Here is a 22,222-nt window from a genome sequence, read left to right on the forward strand (position 1 = left end):
GAGACTGTTCGGCTTGCCGATTTATGCCGTCACCCGGCCTCCGCGTGCCCGCGGATCGGAGGCCGCTCGTGCGGGCCGTTGTTGACGTTGACCGTGTGAACGATGATGACCGAATTTCCTTCAAAGTTGCAGACAAGCGTATCGCAAAACGGAGTCTCCGGAAACCTCCAGGTCATGACGTAAGCAGCCCCGCCACGCCAGGCTCCGCTCGCCGCCACTTTCATCACCGGGAGCTGGCATTCGTGGTGAAGATCCTTGCAGACGACAGTCGTCTCCCCTTCCGCATATACGCCGTCTCCGCAGACGACGCGGTGCATGCCTTTGCGATCCCACAGCGTAAACGTGCAGCCTCTGTCTTCAAATTCGAAGGAAACGGCCTGGATATGAAACGGGTTCTCTTCCATCATGAAGCGCTTGCCGGAAATCCGGACGGAAACGTTTGATGCCGTCCCCGTCTCCGCTGAAAAATCGGGCGGCGCATGGCGAAGACCGGACAGCATGCCTGCCAGCTCTTCCTGCGTCAGACGATCTTCCGGCAGCGCTTCGTCCGCCATGTGCGGCAGCAGATGCTCCCAAACGAGGTCGAGCAGTACGCCCGTGCGGTTATCCCCGGCGGTTACCGCCAGCACCGCATCCTGCCGGGGCATCACGACGCATAGCTGCCCGTGGGCGCCATCGCCCCGGTAAGCACCGTGCCGGCACAGCCAAAACTGGTAGCCGTAGCCCATCTGCGCATCGGCGTGACCCGGGCGATCACCGTTCGAGATTTGCAGCGACGTCGCCTGCTGAACCCAATCTTCGGTAAGGATCGCCTTCCCGTTCCAACGGCCTTTTTGCAAATAAAGCTGGCCGAGCTTCGCGATATCCTCCGTCTTGACGATGAGGCCGAAGCCGCCGCAATTGTAGCCCGACGGATCGATCTCCCAGCGGGCCCCCTCGATGCCGAGCGGGCCGAACAGGCGCGGCTGCAAATATTCGCGCAGCGTTTGCCCCGCCGCCTTCTGCACGATTACCGCCAGCATGTGGCTTGCTCCGCCGTTATACACAAAACGCGTGCCCGGGTCATGATCGATCGGCAGCCCGAGAAAATGCTCGACCCAGCTCGTGTTCATCCGGCGAAAATTCACGCCCATCGCCGGCTTCTCCTGACCTGCGCTCATCGTAAGCAGATGGCGCACCGTCAAGGATGCTTTCCGCTTGTCGAGCCGATTGCGGTCGTATTCGGGAAAAAAGTCCGCCACCTTGTCGTCCAGGGCGAATCTCCCTTCGGAAATGGCGATGCCTACGGCGGTGGAGGTGAAAATTTTGTTCAAGGAAAATATCATATGAGGCTGCTCCGGTTTGTAAGGTGCCCACCAGCCTTCGGAGACGACGCGGCCGTGACGCAGCAGCATGAAGCTGTGCAGCTCCAGCCCGGACCGCTGCACCTCGTTCAGCCACGCCCTTATGGCGGCGGACGGGATGCCTTGCTCCTCAGGGATGCTTCGCGGCAATCTGCGGTAGTCCATCATGCATTTCCTCCCTCTGTCAAAGAACGGAACGCACGCTCATGCCGCATTCCGTTCTTCCGGTTTAACCGTTATTTTAAAATTTTGTTCGATTCATTGAAAAAATCGTTCACCGCCTGCTCGACGCTCTTCTTGCCGAAAGCGACCGCCTCCGAGGCGAGACCCAGCTGTTTGACGACATCGTTGCTGCTTGCGGGACGTTTGTTCGGATTGTTGATGATCGGGTTGACTTTTTGCTGAAACTCGTCGACCCTTGCGGCTTCCGGCGTAATCAGGGGCCTCACGATGTCGGCGATCTTTTTGGAAGGGACGGGGCCCGAATCTTCCTTGTAAATTTTCGCGGAGTCGGAGTCGTTCAGGAAATAATTGACGAACTTGGCCGCTTCCTTCGGATGCTTCGATTTGCTCCATATGCCCATAAACACGCCGCCAACGTCTTCCCCCGGTTTGCCGCCGGCGATGCCGGGAATCCGGACGAGCTCGAACCGATCGTCGCTGAACTTTTGCCAAATCGCCATTTGATTGGCCCCGCCGGGATCTACCTTCATCGCCGTGACGCCCTTCACGATCGATGACTCCTGCGGCGGCTTTCCTTTGTATTCCGCACTGATCGCGGCCGGAGGGATAATCCCTTGCTTGCGCAGGTCATCCCAGTATCGGAACCATTCGATGAGGTCCTCCTTGGCGAAGCCGAGCTTGCCGTCCGGCGTATACAGATCTTTGCCCTTTTGCCGGGTAAAAAAGCCGAGCTGGTCGATGCTTCCGCTTGAGTCGTCGGCGAAATAAAATCCCGGCTTGTTCGCCGCTTTGACCACCTCGGCCCCTTTGGCAGCGAACTCCTCCCACGTGAGATCGAACTTCGGCGGTTCCACGCCGAGCCTCTTGAACAAATCCGCATTGTAGAATGCGCCTTTCGTCGCATTGCCGACTGGAACCATAATTTGCTTGCCGCCGTTATTTCCCGCGCTCAACGTTCTCGGGTTAATATCGGTCACATCGATTTCTTTATTCTTGATGAAATCGTCGAGCGGAAGCAGCTGATTGCGATCGGCGAAATCGCCGTATCTCTCCAGTTGCAGCGCAAACACATCGGGGGCGTCGTTCCCCGCTATTTGAACGGACAGCTTGTCGTAATACGGCGCAATATCCGCGAACTCCAGCTCTATCTTGATGCCCGGATTTTTCTTCTCAAAATCCGCCACGATTTGATCCATCAGCTTATGGCGCGTCTCCCCGCCGAAGTAGCCGGCGCGCAGCGTGACTGTTTCCTTCGGCACACCCGGCTTGCCATCGTTACCGGCAGCGGGCCCGTCGTCCGAGCATGCGGCCAAAAAAACTGCCATCAGCGCGCCAAGCCCTATCGCCATCGCTTTTTTCATCGGCATTCTCCATCTCCCTTTCGCTGAAGTATGTCCGCAAAAAAACGTTTCACTGTGTGCAGCACCTTGAAACCTTCATGAGCGACGCCCGGCACTTCGTCGTACCGGGTGGCAATGCCTTCCCGCTCGAAGTCCTCACGCAGCGCCCTGAGCCGCTCCACGCGGGTTCGCCCGCGGGCGTCGGAGCCTTCGAGCCAGCTTTGGTCGCTGCGGCTGTCGATCCAGCCTGTTTCTTTATCCTCAGAGCCCACTACCATGTGAACGGGAACGCGCCGCAGCTTCTCACGTTCGAGCGTAGCGCCGAATTGCTCCGCGAAATCGCGGATCCCGTTGTACCACAACGCCGAGTCGTCCAAATACGTAACCCGCCCGGGTGCCCCGATGGAAACACCGAGCAGCCTCTCCGGGTGAAGGTAATAAAAGCGATGCGCAAATTGGCCTCCTCCGGAAAAGCCGTGAAGCAAAAAGCGCTCTCCTGCAACAGGGTATCGCTCCGCCGCCTCGTCAATCATCGCCAGCAGGACGCGGTCGAAGCGGATGTCATGGAACTTGATGAATTTGTAGTTGTGAATATCGTCCTTATCGATAATCCCTGTAGGAAACAGCGGGGCCAATATAGCCGCCCCTGTATCGTCGGCAAAACTCTTGAACGCGTCGACATACGCATGCGCCTCGCGCCCTGTGCTGTGAACGAGAACGAGCAGAGGGTATGTTTCGCCGGCTCCCGGCGCATGGCGGTCCGGAATATACAGGTAATAGGAAAAACGCTGGTCATATTCGCTTGCCTTGAGCAATTGGGAAAATCCACGGGACATGTTTTATTTCCTCCCCATAGCATAGTCGGTCGGGCTTATCCCCGTCACCGCCTTGAACATTCGACTGAAGTATGCCGGATCGGAGTAGCCGACCATCTCGCTGATTTCGTAGATCATGTAGCGCTGCGTCTTCATAAGCTCCTTCGCTTTCTCGATGCGGAAGCGGGTCAAGTAATCGGAAAAGCTCTCCCCGGTCTCCCGCTTGAACAAGCCGCTTAAATGGTTTCTCGTCACATGCAGCTCATCGGCGATTTTCGCAAACGAAATTCCTTCGCAGTAATGCTCCGCCACCGCCTTCTTCACGTGCTGCACATACGCATGCTGCCTGCCCTCGTTATACTTCATCTCCAAAGCGGACAGCCATTTCGCCCATACGTCCCGAATGCGCTCCATCAGCTCCTCCGGCCTGCGGGCCGATTCGATGCTTTGCAGAAACTCCGGCAGCGGCATATCCTCTATTACGGCCGAATCCTCGTGCATCGTATGCAACGCCACACTGTGGATCGCGCTGACACACAGCGTTTTCACATATTTGAACGACAAAGCCTTTTCATTCAGCAGCATCCGTTCGATTTGGCCCCAAATCTTCTCCACTCCGCCCCGGTCCGGCTGCATTAAAGCTTCCGCGAGCCGGCGGATTTCCTCGAGCGGCAGTACGGTCCTGCTGCTGCGCGCAAGCGTTCCGGCTTCCTGCGCATCGAACGTTTTCTGATACCCTTCGTAATCCGCCGCCGTCAGCACATCGCGGGATTCTTTATGAGACGCCGGGTACGCCGCATAACTTCCGTACCACCGGCCGATTCCGACATTGGCGGGCAATTCCAAATAATTTCCGATGCCATCCAGCAGCTTGCCGGCGATCCGTTTGGCCCGCTGGCGCGTCTCTTCCTCCGATCCGTACAGCAAAACGGGCAACCGATCCTCCATATATCGGAGCAGGCAGCCTCCCCCCTCGACGGAAACGATTTCCTGGGCAATATTGTAGGCGGCGAACTTGTACAGCTGCCAGTCCTTCTCGGCCTCCGTCTTGCGACTCCCCTCCCGGTGAAGGAGCAGACTCATCACAAGCCCGCCGTGAAACACCCGCTCTTCCATGCGAAGAAATTCGAGCTTCTTGGCGGCAATATCCGTTTCCCGCACGCGGGCAGTCAGCAGGTCGAACAAAAATTGCTCGCGGAGCACCGGGATGCTTTGTTCAAGCTGGCTTTGCAGTCCGCGAAAATACTGCTCCTTCTGATCGGCGGCGTTTTTTTCGCAAATGACTTGCCTGAGCACGTTTTCGATTTCCATAAATACGGCCGGCTTCAAGACATACTGGGCGACCTGGAGATGAATCGCCTCCTTGGCGTCATGAAACTCGCCATATCCGCTCAGGATGACGACAGGCAGCTTCACATCGTGCTTTCGGATCTTCCGGATCAGCTCCAGACTGTTCATTCTCGGCATATAGACGTCGGTCACAAGCAGGTCCGGCTTGCGTCTGACGTACAGCTCCCATGCCTCCTCGCCGTCTCCCGCCGTCATCACTTCCTCTATGCCGAGCCGCCCCCAATCGATCATTTGCCGCAGCCCGTTCAGTACATAAGCATCGTCGTCGACCAATAATATCTTCATATCGGCACCCCCTCGTACCGGTCTTTAAAACGATGAACCTTCTCCGGCGAATCGAGCAGCGGAAGCGTAATCGTCACCTGAACGCCCTGCGTTTCCCCGTTTTCGATCCGCAGCTCGTATTCGTTGCCCAAATACAGTCCGAGCCGCTCCCTTACATTTTTAATGCCGTAGCCGCCTGTCCCGGAGACGTAGAGCGAGCTGCCCTTTCGCTTCTGTGCTTCGCCTGCCGTCTTCCCCATCCCGACACCGTTGTCGGCAATGGTGAGCCTCATCCGTTCCTCCCCGAGCTTATCGGCGCGCACCGTCACTTCCGCCTTTATCGGGTACTGCGAGGAAAAACCATGAATGATCGCATTTTCGATAAAAGGCTGTAAAATGATTTTCGGCACGTAGCAGTGGCGCAGCAGCGGATCGATTTGCTCGATGTACGAAAACCGGTCCTCGAGCCGGGTTTGCTGGATTTGCGCGTACAGGCGGGCATGCTCCAGCTCTTCCTGCAGCAAAATGAATGCGCTTCCTCCGCTGAGGCTGATCCGAAACAGCTTGGCTAACCTGGCCGCCATGAAGCTGACCTCGGTGTTACCCTTTACGGCGGCGGCCCAGTTGATCATGTCCAGCGTGTTGTACAAAAAGTGCGGATTGATCTGGCTTTGCAGCACCGTCAGCTCCAAATCCCGCTTCAGCCGGTTTTTCCTCTCCAGCTCCTCCATCATCCCCCTCAGCCGGTCAGCCATCGCATTAAAGCCGCTCACCAACTTGTTAAACTCCACAATCGTATGCGCTTCCAAGCTGGCATGGAAATTTCCGCTTTCGATTTGCTGAAATCCTTTGAGCAGATGAGGTACAGGGCGAATAATGCGACTCGACAAATAAGAGGAAACCGGAAACACGACCAGCAACACGATGACCCCGATCAGCAGCATAATGTTGCGAATGGCATTGACGTCGCGGTACAGCGCGTCGCTTTCGAGAAATTCGACCATGCTCCATTTTTCCCGATTATTCTTGGAATAAATCATCAAATACCGGCTGCCGCCCGCCCGGATATGCCGAAACCCGGATTGCCCGCCGAGGCTTTCCGCATGCTCCCGAAACGTCGCCATAAGCGGCGCGTTGACCTGGGCGGACATGCCCGACATGATGCGGCCGTCGGCATCGAGCAGCAGCAGAGAGCGGTTTGTCGGCGAGGTGTCCTCGCTTTCGCTGTAAAACAGCCGGGCCAGCGAATCCTCCTGCAAATTCACGGCGATAAATCCCGCCGCCGCCCCTCTCCGGTCGTATACCTTCAGCACATAAGTCAGCACGGGCTTCGGGCCGCCGTCCGAATATTCGTCGCGATGCGAAGGGATCCATACCGCATCTACGCTGTCAAAACGCGGCATGTGCTCCTTCCACGGAATTTTGGAGACCGGCAGTATGATATTTTTCCCGGCCTGCCCGATTTTCTGATATTCCGGGTACCGGTCCGTGTAAATCTGGATGCTGTTAATAAACGGCTTAATGTACGTCAGTGTGCTCAGCCAGTCGGTCACCGTCCGCTGCAGCAAAATATAGTCGTACATATCGAGGCCGGCATTGTCTTCGAGCACCTTTTTCGCTATAGGGTGAGCGGAAATGGCCAGGGCGGTTCCTTCGATATCCTTCAGCCGCTCGATCAGCTTCAGCTGGTTGCTGTACAGCACCTCCAGACGCGCGCTGCTGATCTGCTTCGTAAAAAAGTAGCTGACGCTGAAGTAAATCGCCACGGTGATGACGAGCAGGAAAAATATGTTGGACAGCACGAGCACGCAAAATAAAAAAGGTTTCAGTCTCCACATTTTCATTGTCCCGTATCCCCGCCCCATTCCCGGTTATCCTTTCACTCCGCCTGCGGTAATGCCTTCGATCAGAAACTTTTGGAAAAATATAAAGATCGCAAATACCGGAACAAGCGACAGCGTGGACATCGCAAACAGCCTGCCCCAGTTCGACTCGCCGCTGGCGTCGAGAAACGTGCGCAGCCCGAGAGAAACGGTGTAATTTTTAATTTTGCTCAAATACAGCATTTGGCTGAAAAAGTCGTTCCACGTCCAGATGAACGTGAAGATCGCCGCCGTCACGAGCGCCGGAAGCGCCAGCGGGAGGATAAGCCGCCAATAGATCTGCACCTGCCCGCAGCCGTCGACGGTCGCCGCCTGATCCAGCTCCTGCGGAATGTTCCGCATAAACTGGATCATCAGGAAGATGAAAAACCCTTCCGTCGCGGTAAATTTCGGCACGATAAGCGGCAAATACGTGTTGACCCAGCCCAGCTTGTTGAAAATGACGTATTGCGGGATGATCGTCACATGATGCGGCAGCATCATCGTCAGCAGCATCAGGCCGAACAAGGGGGCTTTGAATTTGAAGCTGAGCCGCGCGAACGCATAAGCGGCCATCGAGCAGCTGATTAAATTGCCGACGATCGACATGCCGCTGACAAAGAAGGAGTTGCGGAAAAAAAGCGCAAACGACGCCCCGGAAAGTCCCTTCCAGCCGAGAATGTAATTGTCCATGGTAAACGCGGAGGACCACAGCCCTTTGTCCGTGAAAATATTTTGCGGCAGCTTGAAGGAGCTGCTGAACATCCAGAGCAGCGGATATATCATCGCGATCGAAACGGCGATGTTGATCAGATGCCGGATGAATGCCGTGCCGGCCGTTTTCGTCCGATTCATGGCGAAACCCCCTTTCATTTCTCGTAGTGAACCCATTTTTTCGAGGTGAGAAAGGCAAGAGTGGTGAATGCGGCAATGATGATCAGCAGTATCCAGGCCAGTGCCGACGCATATCCCATCTGAAAGCTGACGAACCCTTTCTGGTACAGGTACAGCGTATAGAACAGAGTGGAATTGAGCGGTCCCCCGCTGCCGCCGCTGATTACATAGGCTGGGGTAAACGCCTGGAACGCCGAGATGATCTGCATGATCATGTTGAAGAAAATAATCGGCGTCAGCAGCGGAATCGTCACCTTTGCGAATTTCGCCCACCTCCCTGCTCCATCGATCGAAGCGGATTCATAAAGATCGTTCGGGATCTGCTGCAAGCCCGCAAGAAAAATGATCATCGGCGAGCCGAACTGCCACACCTTGAGCAAGATGATCGTATACAGCGCCGTTTCCGGAGTCGCAATCCAACTGATCCCCTGAATGCCAAACATCGCGAGAAATTGGTTCACGAGGCCCTGCGCCCCGAACAGCTGCCGCCACAGCAAGGAGATGGCGACGCTGCCGCCGAACAAGGACGGTACATAATAAATCGCCCGGTAGAGCCTTAATCCCCGTATCCCTTTATGAAGCATCATGGCGATCAGCAGCGCGAACGCCAGCTCGAGCGGAACGCCGAGCAGCACATATTTGAACGTGACGCCCAGCGATTTGGCAAATTGCTCGTCGCCGGTCAGTATTTCCTTATAGTTGTCCAAACCGATCCAAACCGGGCTGCCGAACATCTCGTATTTCGAAAAGGAAATATAGAGCGAAGCGAATACGGGAATCAGCGTAAACGCCAATATGCCGATGATCCAAGGGGCGAGAAACAAATACCCGGTCCCGTTTTGTTTGAAAAAATGTGTTGGGCGCATCGTCATCCCGCCTTCTACTTCAAGATTTTCCCGGCTTCGTTAAAGAAATCGTTCACGGCCTGCTCGATCGTTTTCTTGCCGAAGGCGATCGCTTCGCTGGCGTTGCCGAACTGCTTGTTTATGTCGTTCCCGCCGGCAGGCGCGGTATTCGGCACGTTGATATACGGCGTAATTTTTTTCTGGTAAGCGGCGATTTTTTTGTCTGCCGGCACACGCAGCGGATCGATCAGCGCGTCGCTTTTCGGGGAGGCGACAACGCCCTGCTCGTCCTTGTACATTTTGACGCCGTCTTCGTCGTTCAGAAAATACTTGATAAATTCCGCCGCTTCCTTCGGATGCTTCGACTTGGCGGAGATGCTTAGGAATACGCCGCCGATGTCCTCGCCGCTTTTTCCGTTCGGATCGCCGGGCTCCCGGACGACGTCGAGCTCATCCTTCATGAAGCTTTGATATATTTTCATCTGGTTGCCCGGAGCGAACACCGCTGCCGTTATGCCTTTGGCGAGCATCGACTCCTGATGCTGCTTGCCTTTGTATTCGGCCGACAAGGGAGCCGGAGGGATCAGGCCGTCCTTGCGCAATTTATCCCAGTATTGATGGTAGGCGATCATATCTTCCTTCGTGAAGCCGAGCTTGCCGTCTTTCGTGTAGTTGTCCTTGCCTCTCTGCCGGTTGAAGTAGCCGAACGTATCCATAATGCCGCTCTGATCGTCGATGAAATAAAAGTCCGGCTTGCCGACCGCTTTCTTCAATTCCGCCGCCTTGGCGGCAAATTCGTCCCAGGTGATATCGAACTTGGGCGGCTCCACGTTCGCCCTTTTGAACAGATCCGCGTTATAGAAAAAGCCTTTCGACGAATTGCCGATCGAGAGCATCACCAGCTTGCCGTTCGCCTTGCCGAGATCGAGAATTTTCGGATTCCAGTCCGACACGTCGACGGCCTTGGACTGGACGATTTCGTCGAGCGGGAGCAGCTGGTTCCGGTTGGCATAATCCATATACCGCGTGAGGTGCATGCTCATGATATCCGGCGGGTCGCCGCCCGCCACCTGTGTCGCCAGCTTGTCGAAGTAAGGATCGAAATCGCTGAATTCCTGCTCGATTTTAATATTCGGATGCTTCTTCTCGAAATCCTCGATCATCTGCGTGAACAGCTTATGCCGGGCTTCGCCACCCCACCAACTGAACCTTAAAGCAACCTTCTCCTGGCCGCCTTTGGCCTCTTTTTCTCCCGCTTTAGATGCGCTGTCCCCGCCGCAAGCGGATAAAGCCGCAGCAAGCAGCGCACTCATGCCGATTGTAAGCCCTTTCCTGAACATTCGGAAAATCCCCCCGTCTACGTAGATGCATGCCTCGCGTCGACTTTCGATTTCATGCTCAGCTTTTACTATACCGGCGATCATCCTCATTCGGAATGGAGCGAATTCCGCACTTCTTGGAGAATTGTAATATGCGATTTAATTCGCCGCTGCCGGCCGACATAGCGAAAAAAAGAAGATCACCGACCCATGGCCTGGCCAAGGAGGCTGGTGATCTTCTTCCAAAGTCAGGCGCCGCCGCTTTCCCGGAGTTTTTGCCGGGAAGGCCAGTTCAGCAGAACGAGCCCGCCCATCAGCAGCGCGGTGCCGAACAAAATATATCCCGTGATCGGATCCCCGAAAAACAAATACGCCCACAAAATCGTAAACAGCACTCCGCTGTTGCTGACAATTACCGCTACCGTAAAGGGCACCGTGCGCAGCGATTGGGAGAACCAATAAAAGCTAAGCCCGGTGATCAGCCCGAGCAGAAGCAAAGCGGCTATAGGCCAAAACGCCGGCTGGCCGGTCCAATGAAATCCGATGGGAACCGGGATGGCCATCAGCAGCGAGCACCAGAAAAAAATGGAAAAGTTCATCGTGCCGGAATCCATATGGTGGGCCAGCTTTTTTTGGCTAAGGGTGTGAAAAGCCGCTCCCACCGCCGACAGCACAAACAAAACGGTCGTAACGGCTCCCCCCTGCATCAACAAAGCCAGCGGCATTCCGTTCCAGCTGATCGAAAGTACGCCGCATATGCAGAGCGCAGCCGCCACCCAGCCCCGCCAGGAGATCTTTTCTTTAAACCAGGCGATCGATAAAATCAGAAGGATGATCGTTTGAATAGGCCCCACCAATATATTTCCGTAAGAATAACCGATGGATATCGCTATATTTTCAAAAAAGTAGTTGCAGCATTTGCCGATAGCGCCGATCCAGATCCAGGACATGTCGTAGCGCAGCTTGACGGAGCGGAAACGGACCCAAAGGAACAATCCGAGAAACATAACACCAAACGCAAAGCGGGCAAATGTAATGAGCGAACTGTCCGCCATGGCCGCAGCCATTTTGACCAAGATACCTACAAAACTCCAGGACATGGTTGCAAGTATCAATAGAAGGTACCCCACGCCTACACCTCTCCCATCATCCTGTCAAGCAAATATCCTAAGCAGAAAACTCGGCGCCGACAGACCGTTCAAGCCCAGAATGCCTTTCACGAGAATTGCGGCGCAAAGCAAAAAGAGAATGAGGCGAAATACGCTTTCCGCCCATGAGCCGGTTTCGATGGCAATGAACTTCGGCAGCAGCCGGAAGCGAATTTTTAAGGGCCAAAGAAGTTCGACTCCTTGTTCGTTAAATAAATCGATAAATGCATGCGACGCAAAGGCCACCACAAAACACCAAAAGAATATGGGCGGCAGCGGCAAAGCAAGCATGCATACAATGAACAAAAACAGGATGGAATGCGTAAGCGTGCGGTGACGAATTTCCATCATTTTTAACAGGAACGACAGCGGAAAAAATATTTTTGCGACCGTGGAAGAAGGCTTGTCTATGTCGGCGAGCGGGCCGGCCAGGCAACCCAGAAGCAGGACGGCGGCGGATTCCCAGGTCCATAAAGGCTGCTGGAAGCCGGCGAGAACGCATTCCGCTGCAAGCAAGCCGGCGATACTGTGTGTTTTTTGCAGCATTGGGCTGAACTCCTTGTAAGTTTAACATGACCACAAATAGATATTATATATGAAACTATCATTCTCGCCAATTTTCCGCGAGGAATGTCAGAAATGTACCGGGTCCCGACGTGCCCGGATCGCTCGGATGGGCTGCCTTCATCCGTTTTCAAGCATCAATGCAAGTTCTTCATTTATTTCAAGCCGGAGGGTGCCGGAATTATTCGAGCCATTCGGGGAAACATTTCTTCAGATGAGCGAGCTTGACCTCCCTATGCACGGCACCCCCGCCTTCATGACCGTTAAACGGGTATACGACGATTTCCTTTTCACTTTGAATGCGGTTGTATGTGGCGAAATACATTTCGGCCGGACATGTCTCGTCCTTCAGCGCGACGGACGCAAGCACCCTGCAGCGGATTTTGTCCGCCATGTTCATCGTGTCGAAGTAGCTGAGGTTGTTCATCACGAGATCCGTCTGATCCGGATGTTTCTTCAAATATTCGGCTACGCTCGAAAACGCCCCGTGATTTCCTTCGATGCGCCGGACGAGGTTGCTGTTGCTCGGCACATCGACCATCGCGAGCGCCGGCCTGTCGTCCAAGGCGCAGACGGCCATGCCGAGTGCGCCGCCCTGGCTCGCCCCTTCGATGACGATTTTAGCGGCGTCGACCTCCTCCTGAGCGCAGGCGAAATCGATCGCTTTGACGCAGTCCATATAGGCGAAACGGTAGTAATACTCGTCTTTATCATGAACGCCCTTGCTCGCCACATTCAGCGTAAACCCGTGAGTATAGGACGCGCTGTTGCCGGTTTTTCCGCCTTGATCGCGGCAATCGACCGACAGCACGGCGATGCCCAGCATCACCCAATGCATGAAATCGGACGGCTGCCCCCGGCTGCCGGAAAAACCGTGATAATGGATCAGGCACGGGTATTTGTCTTTCTTTAAAAAGGCCGGAACGATAAACCAGCCATGGATGCGGGTCCGATCCATCCCGTTGTACGAGATCGCGTACACCTTAACGTGCGGACTCGGATAATCCGCCGGTTTTCTCTCCGGATTCAGCGGAACCGCCCTGGCCTCCGCCACCGTCCGCTCCCAGAACGCATCGAAATCGTCCTGCTTCGTCAGCTCCGGCAAATAGCTGTAAAACGGTCTGGTCACTTCTTCGATATAACCCATACGTACGCCCCCTTGTCGTTCATTCTTATTCGATTTTACCGCGAGTATGATCGGATTGTAACCCTATTGTCGATTTTTCTCTAGTATACTATACTGCTAGAAGTAAAGGGCCTATGCGGCGAGAGGCGGGAGGATAACGAAAGATGAAACTCGTATCGTGGAATGTCAACGGATTAAGAGCATGCGTGAACAAAGGCTTTAACGATTATTTCGTGCAGACGGACGCGGATATTTTCTGCGTTCAGGAGACGAAGCTGCAGGAGGGACAAATCTCGCTCGAATACGAAAAGCCTTATTTCCAATACTGGAATTACGCGGTTCAGAAAGGGTATTCCGGGACGGCGGTATTTACAAGGATTGAACCGCTTTCCGTGCGTTACGGCCTGGAGGAAGATTCGGAGCCGGAAGGGCGGGTTATTACGCTGGAGTTTGGCTCCTTTTATCTCGTCAACGTGTACACTCCGAATGCAAGGCGCGATCTGTCCCGATTGGAACTGCGCATGGAGTGGGAGGACCGCTTCCGGAGTTATCTGGAGCAGCTCGATGCCCGCAAGCCGGTCATCGTATGCGGCGATTTGAACGTGGCCCATCATGAGATCGATATCAAAAACGCCAAATCGAACCGGGGCAACTCCGGGTTTACCGATGAGGAGCGGGACAAGATGACCCGACTGCTGGAGGCCGGATTTATCGATACGTTCCGGCATTTTTATCCCGACAAGACGGACGCTTATACGTGGTGGTCCAACATGCCCAAAGTAAGAGAGCGGAACGTCGGCTGGCGCATCGACTACTTCCTCGCTTCTTCGAGACTGGCGCCATTCCTCGTAGATTCGCAAATTGACGCCCACGTGATGGGCAGCGACCACTGCCCGGTCGTGCTGCTGCTGGCGGATGATATACGGTCGGAAGCGGAAAATTCGGATGCATAGATCGGAGAATGGCCGGCTGCCCCAAGCATTTTCAGGCATTTTCAGGCATTTTCGGGAATTGTTCCGAAAAAACTTCTCCCGGAAGGCGAATCATTTTTATCATGATCAAATAGGAGCCACCTTGATGGCATGTGCTTCCTATGTACCGGCAATTTAACGGTTGCTGCCGAGCTTATTTGGCTCAAAAGCGTCATTTTTAAATCGTAACGGTTGTGGCAGAGCTTATTTCTCATCTTGTACCCCCCAAATCGATGAAAGTTCACAAATAACAGCTCTGGCAACCGTTACCGTTCTGAAATCACCCGTTTGGCTCTCATAAGCTCGCCTGCAACCGTTAGAAGGAGGCGCGGTGTGTACGCCGTGTACCGCATGAGCCTCCACGCTGTTTGACGGTCAATGGTACAAACGGCACAGACCCTGAAAAAGTGAAATTAAGGAAAAAATTAGTCCCTCCCGATTATGTACATTTCCAACACTCCATGCAAAAATAGGAATATATGTTCCTATTCGAAAGGAGTGTTTTTTATTTTATCCTTATCGTTTAATGCCGAATATGCGGACGAAAGATTTCGCAGCGAAATCGCGGAGCCGCTTGCCAAACGGTTTCCTCATGTGCATTTGGAACACCGAAGAGAAATACCGCTGTACGGCGATCATATCGAAAAATGGGAAAACGGCGAACCGATGGCGGACATCCATCTTATCGAGACATATTCGCTGCGCAGGCTGATCGGCAAACATCTGTGCGTCAACTTGCTGGAGCTGGATCCTTCGTTATCCGCACATCCTTTCGAAGCCGGATTGCTGGCGCACGGGCTGGGCGACAGCGGCGAGCTGTTCGCCGTTCCTTACAACAACGCCATGGATTACCCCTTATGTTATAACAAAACGATTTTCGACAAATTCGGCGAACCGTATCCCGGCGACGGCATGACGTGGGAGGAAGTCATCGAACGTTCGGCCGATGTTTCCGGTCCGCGCGACGGAACGTCGTACATCGGCCTGGACCCGGCGGATATATCGCTAATGAGCATGCAGTTATCCGCCGAGTTGGTCGACGCAGCAACCGGCAAAGCCAGCGTCACCGGCCCCGAGTGGAAAAAAATGGCCCGGACGATTCAGCGAATCTATCAGGTTAAAAACAACCTGCTTCCCAATACAAACAAGATGCTGGCGTTTAACCGTTACTTCGTACGAGAGCAAGTCGTCGCCATGGGCGTCATTTGCCCGACCTGCTACAACCCGGATGATTTGCAGTTCGATTGGGATATCGTCTCTTATCCCGTATTCGAGGAACGGCAAGGACCTAACCTGTGGAACAACCTCATGCTCGCGATCAGTCCGTCATGCAAGGACAAAGCCGCCGCATTGGAAATTGTCCGTTTCCTGGTATCGGACGAGTTTCAGCGAAACAACTGCCGGAAAGGCGTATTAACGTCGTTAAACAATCCGGACATTCAAATGATGTTCGGAGAGCTTGTCCCGCTATATCAAAACAAAAATGTCCGGGCCATTAGCTATAACAGACCTGCGCCCCCTCCCCCGAGAGGCTCGGTCGGCAAAGTCATCGGGCTGCAGCTGCGCCTCATGAAAGAGAACAAGGATTGGGGTATACTGGATTATCGCCGCCGGCTGCTCGATATGATTCTGAATAACGAACAAGCGGACGAAACCTTGCAGCGGTATGCGGATGAGCTGAACAGGGAAATGGGTGTACGGCTCGCCTGAACGAAACGGGCCCGGCTTTCTTTGCTGCCGCCTGCAAGCAAACAAAGCTCCGGACGGAACGTTCCTGTTCCTGTCCGGAGCTGCAAATCAGCCGATCAATTGCTTTTCCAGCGCCATTTCGGCATCGGTATACTCATAACCGAGATCCTTCGCCACCGCTTCGTGAGTGACCGAACCGCCCGCAGCGTTGAGTCCGAGCCGGAGCGGTTTATTGTCCTGCACAGCCCGCTTCACACCTTTGCCGGCAATTTGCAGGGCATAGGGAAGAGTCGCGTTTGTCAGGGCGAAAGTCGACGTTCTTGGAACGGCGCCGGGCATGTTCGCCACCGCATAATGGATGACGCCGTGTTTTTCATACGTAGGCTCGGCGTGTGTCGTCACGCGGTCGACCGTCTCGAAGATCCCGCCGTGGTCTACGGCTACGTCAACGATCACCGCCCCCGGCTTCATCGCTCTTACCATATCGTCCGTAACCAGCTTCGGCGCTTTGGCTCCCGGTATCAATACCGCCCCGACGACCAGATCGGACTCCTCGAGAGCGTCTGCAATATGCATCGGCGAAGACGCCAAGGTTTGGACGCCCGAGCCGAATATGTCCGCCAATTGGCGCAGGCGCTCCAGATCCGAATCGATGACCGTCACGTCGGCGCCGAGGCCGGCTGCGATTTTGGCGGCGTTAGTGCCGACGACGCCCCCGCCGATAACGGTCACCTTCCCCCGCTTCACGCCCGGAACTCCCCCCAGCAAAATGCCTTTCCCGCCATGCGGCTTCTCCAAAAGCTGCGCGCCGATCTGCACGGACATGCGGCCGGCTACCTCACTCATCGGTTTCAGCAGGGGCAGCGAACCGTTCGCGGAAACCGTTTCGTAGGCAATGGCAGCGACCTTCGTTTCCACCAGGGCCCGGGTCAGCCCCGGGTCGGCCGCCAGATGCAAATAAGCAAACAGGACCAAATCTTCACGAAAATACCCGAATTCGGAAGGTAGCGGTTCCTTCACTTTCATGACCATATCCGCCATCCGCCAAACATCGGAGGCATGATCCGCAACCGCCGCGCCTGCCGCCGTATAATCTTCATTTGCAAAGCCGCTGCCCGCACCGGCATCTTTTTCGATGAACACCTCGTGCCCGGCCTTTACTAAAGCGGCCGCGCCGGCGGGAGTCATCGCGATCCGGTTTTCCTGGTTTTTGATTTCTTTAGGCACCCCGATCTTCATCCCTATGCCCTCCCCTGAACTTGTCTTAAGTCAAGTATAGGAGAACCGGCCCCCGTTATCTTCGTCTGAAAACGAGAAAGCACCGGGCCGCTATTGTGAATTTTCACAAAGTCAGCGTCCGCCGAGCTGTTCCGTCTTCAGATCAATATACAGGGTAACCTTCTGATTCATATCGGTTAAGTCGATTTCGCCGACCTCGGAAATCCGTTTCAACCGGTAAGTCAGCGTATTGATATGAACGTGCAGCAGCCGGGCCGCCTCTTTCGCATTGCTGTCGCAGCTTAAAAAGACGTCCAACGTATGCAGCAGGCACTGATTGTGCTCGGCATCGTACGTTCTCAGCTTTTCAATGGCGGCGTTTTTCATCGGGCGTTTTTGCTTTTCCTGCAGGATGAGCGGCAAAAAACGGTAGAAGCCGAGGCCGGGATAATCGTAAATATGCCGCGTTTCGGCGGGAAATTGCCGCTTGATTTGCAGCACGGTCAACGCTTCCTGGTACCCCTCCTCCACCGCGGCGTAGCTTTCGCGAAGCGAGCTGCCGCCTGCGTCGAACCGGACGCTCCCGGCGCTTCTAGCGATCTGTTCCGCGAAGCTCCGAATGGGCGCCGGACTGTCCGGCTTCAATGAAGATGCCGCTCCGGGTGCGGCAAGCAGGATCAACTGGTCGTTGTCGACGACATGGCCGATCAAGCGAACATGCCTGACTGACGCGCCGATATACTGAATATGCTGAAGCAGGCTGTCCCCGATTTCCGACACGAACCGGATCACCCACACATAATAAGATGCAGGAAGCTGTATGTCCAGCTTGTCCGCTTGTTCCCGAATCGCCGTTTCGGACGTTAAAAATCCCGTCAAAAGCTGCCATAGAAAATCGGTCCGGCTCTCTTCTTTTTTCCGTCTCTGCTGCTGCAATTGAACCAATTTCGCTTTGACCGCCTGCGCCGCCGTTTTGAGACGGGCCAGTTCCTCGTCCCCGAGACGTCTTTCATCGTCAAGAATCCAAATATACCCCAAGATGTCGTCGTTTTTGCGGATCGCCATGGCCACGCGGGCGCCAAGCCCGACATCTTCGATCGCCGCGACACGGACCGGACCGTCGCTCTCGTGCAGCCGCCGAATCACCCCTTCGCGCCATAAAGCGGCGATCACCTTCTCCGGAACCCTGCGGCCGACGATCGTCGCCAGCCGGGCGAAATCCGCCTTCGCATCGTGCGCGCTGTAGGCGATCAGCCGGTGACCGGGGTCCTCGATCGTTACCGGGCACCCGATCGCTTTATTTATCGCTTCCGCCACAGCCTCCAGGCTGTCAAAGCCGGCTTCGAACATATCTTTTTCCGTATGCATGTCCCATCATACCCTCTGTCCAATGTCTCGGCGCCGCAGCAAGCTTCGCCAATTGTGAAAATACACAAGCGTCGCTTATATTTTTCTTGTTTCTCTACAATGAATAAGGTCGAGCGTCAACTTATACTTTAGTATACATCGGCGCAAACCGGAATGGCTATGCCCACCTGCGGCCGTTTAAGAAACCATTGGAAGAAGGGGCGACTTCTTATGAAAATGATGCAGCAGCCGGCCGAGACTCGGAACAGCTGCCGGGAAACATGGGCGGAAGTTTCTCTCGGCGCCATTTCGCACAACGTCAAACTGTTCAAACTGCAAATGAAGCCGTCGTGCCGGTTCATGGCGGTTGTGAAAGCGAACGGATACGGTCACGGCGCCGTCGAAGCCGCCAAGGCCGCTTTGGCCGCCGGAGCCGATTATTTAGGCGTCGCCATCGTGGATGAAGCGTTGCAACTGCGGAAGGCAGGCATTCACCACCCCATCCTGGTTTTGGGGCACACTCCCCTCTATGCGGTGAAAACGGCGCTTCGCCACCGCATTGCCTTAACCGTGTTTTCCGAGCAAGTGCTGGATGAAGCGATCTCCTGCGCCGAACAATTGCGGCAGCCGGCGCGAATCCATCTCAAAATCGATACCGGAATGACCCGGCTCGGAGTCACTGGCCACGAGGCGGCTTTAGCTTTGGCGAGAAAGGCGCAGTCTTCCCCGCATGTCACGCTGGAAGGAGCATTTTCCCATTTCGCCGATGCGGACGGCAGCGATCCGTCCTACACCCTCCGCCAATATCGGCTGTTCGCTTCATACATCGATTTTTTGCGGCGGCACCATATCGAAATACCGCTCAAGCACATCTGCAACAGCGCCGCCGCCATGCGATTCCCGGACATGCACCTGGACATGGTGAGGGTCGGAATCGCCCTGTACGGGCTGAGTCCCTTGCCCGGCTCACCCCTTCCCGGCTTTCCGCTTATACCGGCGATGCAGCTGAAAACGAAAATATCCGCCGTAAAACGCGTCCCAAGCGGCCAGCCTGTCGGCTACGGATGTACATACATCACCCAAAGCGACCGCATAACGGCGACCCTTCCTATCGGTTATGCGGACGGGCTGCCGCGGCGGCTCTCTAACCGGGGATCTGCCTTGGTCCGGGATCAACGAGTTCCCATCGCAGGAAATATCTGCATGGACCAAACCATCCTCGACGTCACCCCGGTCCCCTGCGTTGAGGCCGGAGAGGAAGCGGTCCTCATCGGCGGAACAAAAGAAAACTTCATAACGATGGACGAAATTGCTTCCCAGGCGGGCACCATCCATTATGAAGTCGCTTGCTTAATCGGGAGCAGAGTCCCGCGTATTTATACGTAAAACGCAATGCGATGAAAAATGTTACATCAGACCAAGACTGCTTGCTTTTTCATTCAAAGCCTCTTTGGCGCGTTTGAGCTGTTCTTCCTTCAGCGTTAAATTCCTCTTATCCGCCTCAAGGCGTTCCGCAAGCCGCTCCAGTTGCACAGAAACCTCGGCGGGTGAAGGCCCGCCAGCCGTTTTTTTCGATTCCACGTTCCGGACCGGATCAAGAGCATTGCATATGCTCTCCTCGCTCAAGACGATTTCCTTTCCAAGCACCTCCTGCGAAATCCGGGACAACAGCTTCCCGTCGATATGCTCCGCCATCCGCTTCTGCTCCAAAACGTGATTGACCAAGCCGGCCACCAGATGGTGTGCAGCGCGAAATGACAGCTTTTCGTCGCGGACGAGTGAGTTGGCCAATTCCGTCACCGTGCTGAAATTCATTTTGGTGCGGGCAAGCATTCGTTCTTTATTGACATTAAGCGTTTTTAAGGTTGCGGTTAACAGAGAAATTGCTGCTTCCACCTCGTACAAAGCGTTCCAGTAGTATTTGACGCTCTCCGAGTTCACATCGCGGGAATGCGTATACGGAGTGTTTTTGAGTGTGCTGAAGGCGGAAACGTACGATGCTTGAACATGGGCGGCTTTCGCTTTCACGTGCTCGAGCGTGATCGGATTTTTCTTTTGAGGCATGATACTGCTGCAGGCCGCCACGGAATTCCCGACTTCTATGTAGGAAAATTCATCGGTCGACCATACATAAAGATCATGGCTGAACCGGCTCAGATCGGCCATAAAGATGCCGAGCGAGGACAAAATTTCCAATACGTAATCCCTCGATGCGACACCGTCGATGGAGTTGCGGATGATGTCGTCGAAGCCGAGCAACTCCGCCGTCTGCCGGCGGTCGATCGGAAACGAAGTGGAAGCCATCGCACCGGAGCCGAGCGGGGATATGTTCAGTCTGCCGAAAGCGCTGAAAATCCTTTCATAATCCCGGTCCAATGCGTGAAGGACAGCGGAAAAATAATGTGCCAGGGTGACGGGCTCCGCAGGCTGCAAATGGGTATATCCAGGCATAATGACATCCAGATGATCTTTGGCAAACTTCAGCATATCGGACCGTAACCCGTTGATCATCGAACAAATGGCGATTAAATTTGTCCTGCTGCATATTCGGTTCAACGTCGCGTAAAGATCGTTCCGGCTGCGGGCCGTATGCATCTGCCCGCCAATCTCCATACCGGTTTGCCGAATGATGCAGGACTCGATATTAAAATATAAATCCTCCAGGTTAGGATCAATCTCCATGGACCCGGAACCGTCCTTTTCCAGCTTGAAAATGGCATCCATAATCTTTTTCCCGTTTTCAGGCGTGACGATGTTTTGGTCGACCAGCATGAGAAGATGTGCCTTGTTGATATCGAGGATATTGTAAAAATTCCGTTCCAGATCACTTAAGATTGCCGGTTCAAACAAATGCCGGATAACCTCTTGTGCCGGCGGTTCTTGTAAACGCTCTCTCACTTGGATTCCTCCATTATATTTTGTTGACAAAATCTTCACACAATTGTTAGAATGATGGTGTCGGAATGACTTCATTCAGATAATAACATACCTGCATGAAATTATTCAACCATATTTGCCGGAGGTGATTGCATTGAGCGCAAATCAAGACGCAGACGGCCAGCTCCCCCTCGTCAATCTCATTACGGAACGGTATGGCGAACTGACCGGTCCCAAACGAAAGGTCGCCGACTTTATCGTACGTGATCCGGAATCCGTTATTTTTATGAGCAGCGCGGATGTAGCGCAAGCGGTCGGCTGCAGCCAGCCTACCGTGTCGCGTTTTGCCAGCGAGATGGGTTTTTCGGGCTTTACCGAATTTTTAACTACTCTCCGCGATCAGGTCAAGCAGCGGCTGGAGCCGATTAACCGAATGGCAAGGATTACATCGGGCAGCACGGATGCCGCCAAAGCGTTTTACGAGTCGTTAAGGGCCGATCAGGCAATCCTGCAAGGATTAAGCGATCGCGTCCAACTTAAAATGGTGGAAAGAGCGGTCGAATTGATACTGCGTGCGGGTCGAGTAGGCGTAGCCGGCGTCCGCAATTCACAAACGGCGGCTTACGGAATGAACTTTTTACTGAATCAACTGACCGGAAAATCCGCATTGATTTCGGACAGCCACAAGGATCTTGAGGAGCTAAGTCGCCTCGGCAGCGAAGATTTGCTGGTCACCATTTCGTTCAGCCGTTATTCCAAGAGGATCATGGAGATGACCCGGGTGGCCAAAGAATCCGGAGTTCCCGTGCTTGGAATTACCGACAGTCCGACCTCCCCTCTGTCGAGATTTGCGGATGTGCTGCTCTGCGTCGATTGCCGGGGGCCAATGTTTCAAAATTCGATGGTCGGAGCGCTATCCATCGTCAACGGCCTCATGACCGCGTTGGTTGCGGCTATGTCGGAGGAGCAGCGGGAGCATTCGCAGCGGCATATGAAAAAAAGCGACCAGATTTCCGACAAGCTCGAAAACTATTTATGGACCTTTGAAAGCCATAAATAAAAAGCTG

Annotated in this window: 18 protein-coding genes; 4 read left to right on the forward strand and 14 right to left on the reverse strand. The window is 54.5% G+C overall.

Annotated features, from left to right (window positions below):
* Positions 1-29 precede the first annotated feature (29 nt).
* From MYS68_RS22080 to MYS68_RS22130, 11 genes are all read right to left on the reverse strand, one after another.
* Positions 30-1,511 (reverse strand): serine hydrolase domain-containing protein, encoded by a 1,482-nt coding sequence (locus MYS68_RS22080; RefSeq protein ID WP_248927925.1) that lies wholly within the window; start codon positions 1,509-1,511, stop codon positions 30-32.
* Between the two features lie 68 nt (positions 1,512-1,579).
* Entirely contained in the window at positions 1,580-2,893 is a 1,314-nt protein-coding gene (locus MYS68_RS22085) for an ABC transporter substrate-binding protein (RefSeq protein ID WP_248927926.1), read from the reverse strand.
* Positions 2,884-3,702 carry an alpha/beta hydrolase gene (locus MYS68_RS22090; protein ID WP_248927927.1) on the reverse strand — a complete coding sequence of 273 codons (819 nt, stop codon included), beginning with the start codon at positions 3,700-3,702 and terminating at the stop codon, positions 2,884-2,886. The genes MYS68_RS22085 and MYS68_RS22090 overlap by 10 nt, the downstream gene beginning before the upstream one ends.
* Before the next feature lie 3 nt (positions 3,703-3,705).
* Positions 3,706-5,316 carry a response regulator gene (locus tag MYS68_RS22095; protein WP_248927928.1) on the reverse strand — a complete coding sequence of 537 codons (1,611 nt, stop codon included), beginning with the start codon at positions 5,314-5,316 and terminating at the stop codon, positions 3,706-3,708.
* On the reverse strand, positions 5,313-7,139 hold the full coding sequence (locus MYS68_RS22100) for a cache domain-containing sensor histidine kinase (protein ID WP_248927929.1): 1,827 nt from the start codon (positions 7,137-7,139) through the stop codon (positions 5,313-5,315). The genes MYS68_RS22095 and MYS68_RS22100 overlap by 4 nt, the downstream gene beginning before the upstream one ends.
* A 27-nt stretch (positions 7,140-7,166) precedes the next feature.
* Entirely contained in the window at positions 7,167-8,012 is an 846-nt protein-coding gene (locus MYS68_RS22105; protein ID WP_248927930.1) for a carbohydrate ABC transporter permease, read from the reverse strand.
* Positions 8,013-8,026: 14 nt separating this feature from the next.
* Positions 8,027-8,917 carry a carbohydrate ABC transporter permease gene (locus MYS68_RS22110; protein ID WP_248927931.1) on the reverse strand — a complete coding sequence of 297 codons (891 nt, stop codon included), beginning with the start codon at positions 8,915-8,917 and terminating at the stop codon, positions 8,027-8,029.
* 14 nt (positions 8,918-8,931) lie between these two features.
* Positions 8,932-10,236, reverse strand: a complete 1,305-nt coding sequence (locus MYS68_RS22115) for an ABC transporter substrate-binding protein (RefSeq protein ID WP_248927932.1) — start codon at positions 10,234-10,236, stop codon at positions 8,932-8,934.
* 227 nt (positions 10,237-10,463) lie between these two features.
* Positions 10,464-11,345: a DMT family transporter gene (locus MYS68_RS38890; RefSeq protein ID WP_338043599.1), complete on the reverse strand. Its 882-nt coding sequence runs from the start codon at positions 11,343-11,345 to the stop codon at positions 10,464-10,466.
* A gap of 24 nt (positions 11,346-11,369) precedes the next feature.
* A complete protein-coding gene (locus tag MYS68_RS22125) occupies positions 11,370-11,909 on the reverse strand; it encodes a metal-dependent hydrolase (RefSeq protein WP_248927934.1) in 540 nt (179 codons plus the stop codon).
* Between the two features lie 199 nt (positions 11,910-12,108).
* Positions 12,109-13,074, reverse strand: coding sequence for an acetylxylan esterase (locus MYS68_RS22130; protein WP_248927935.1), 966 nt, complete (start codon positions 13,072-13,074; stop codon positions 12,109-12,111).
* Positions 13,075-13,217: 143 nt separating this feature from the next.
* Between MYS68_RS22130 and MYS68_RS22135 the strand changes: the two genes are divergently transcribed.
* Positions 13,218-14,006 (forward strand): exodeoxyribonuclease III, encoded by a 789-nt coding sequence (locus MYS68_RS22135; protein ID WP_248927936.1) that lies wholly within the window; start codon positions 13,218-13,220, stop codon positions 14,004-14,006.
* Between the two features lie 516 nt (positions 14,007-14,522).
* On the forward strand, positions 14,523-15,734 hold the full coding sequence (locus MYS68_RS22140; RefSeq protein WP_248927937.1) for an extracellular solute-binding protein: 1,212 nt from the start codon (positions 14,523-14,525) through the stop codon (positions 15,732-15,734).
* An 87-nt stretch (positions 15,735-15,821) separates the two neighbouring features.
* On the opposite strand, the gene ald is transcribed toward MYS68_RS22140, so the two are convergent.
* Both ald and MYS68_RS22150 read right to left on the reverse strand, forming a co-directional pair.
* A complete protein-coding gene (gene ald, locus MYS68_RS22145; protein ID WP_248927938.1) occupies positions 15,822-16,952 on the reverse strand; it encodes an alanine dehydrogenase in 1,131 nt (376 codons plus the stop codon).
* Between the two features lie 111 nt (positions 16,953-17,063).
* Positions 17,064-18,299: a PucR family transcriptional regulator gene (locus tag MYS68_RS22150; RefSeq protein WP_248927939.1), complete on the reverse strand. Its 1,236-nt coding sequence runs from the start codon at positions 18,297-18,299 to the stop codon at positions 17,064-17,066.
* Between the two features lie 210 nt (positions 18,300-18,509).
* Here MYS68_RS22150 and alr point away from each other — a divergent pair, with 210 nt between their 5' ends.
* Complete coding sequence (gene alr / locus MYS68_RS22155) at positions 18,510-19,664, forward strand: alanine racemase (RefSeq protein WP_248927940.1); 1,155 nt, start codon at positions 18,510-18,512, stop codon at positions 19,662-19,664.
* Positions 19,665-19,685: 21 nt separating this feature from the next.
* Here the strand turns inward: alr and argH are convergent, their stop codons facing one another.
* Entirely contained in the window at positions 19,686-21,176 is a 1,491-nt protein-coding gene (gene argH / locus MYS68_RS22160) for an argininosuccinate lyase (RefSeq protein ID WP_248927941.1), read from the reverse strand.
* A 133-nt stretch (positions 21,177-21,309) separates the two neighbouring features.
* Here argH and MYS68_RS22165 point away from each other — a divergent pair, with 133 nt between their 5' ends.
* Positions 21,310-22,215 carry a MurR/RpiR family transcriptional regulator gene (locus MYS68_RS22165; protein ID WP_248927942.1) on the forward strand — a complete coding sequence of 302 codons (906 nt, stop codon included), beginning with the start codon at positions 21,310-21,312 and terminating at the stop codon, positions 22,213-22,215.
* Positions 22,216-22,222 lie beyond the last annotated feature (7 nt).

Origin of the sequence: Paenibacillus hamazuiensis, from assembly GCF_023276405.1 — a bacterium.
Taxonomy (GTDB): domain Bacteria; phylum Bacillota; class Bacilli; order Paenibacillales; family NBRC-103111; genus Paenibacillus_AF; species Paenibacillus_AF hamazuiensis.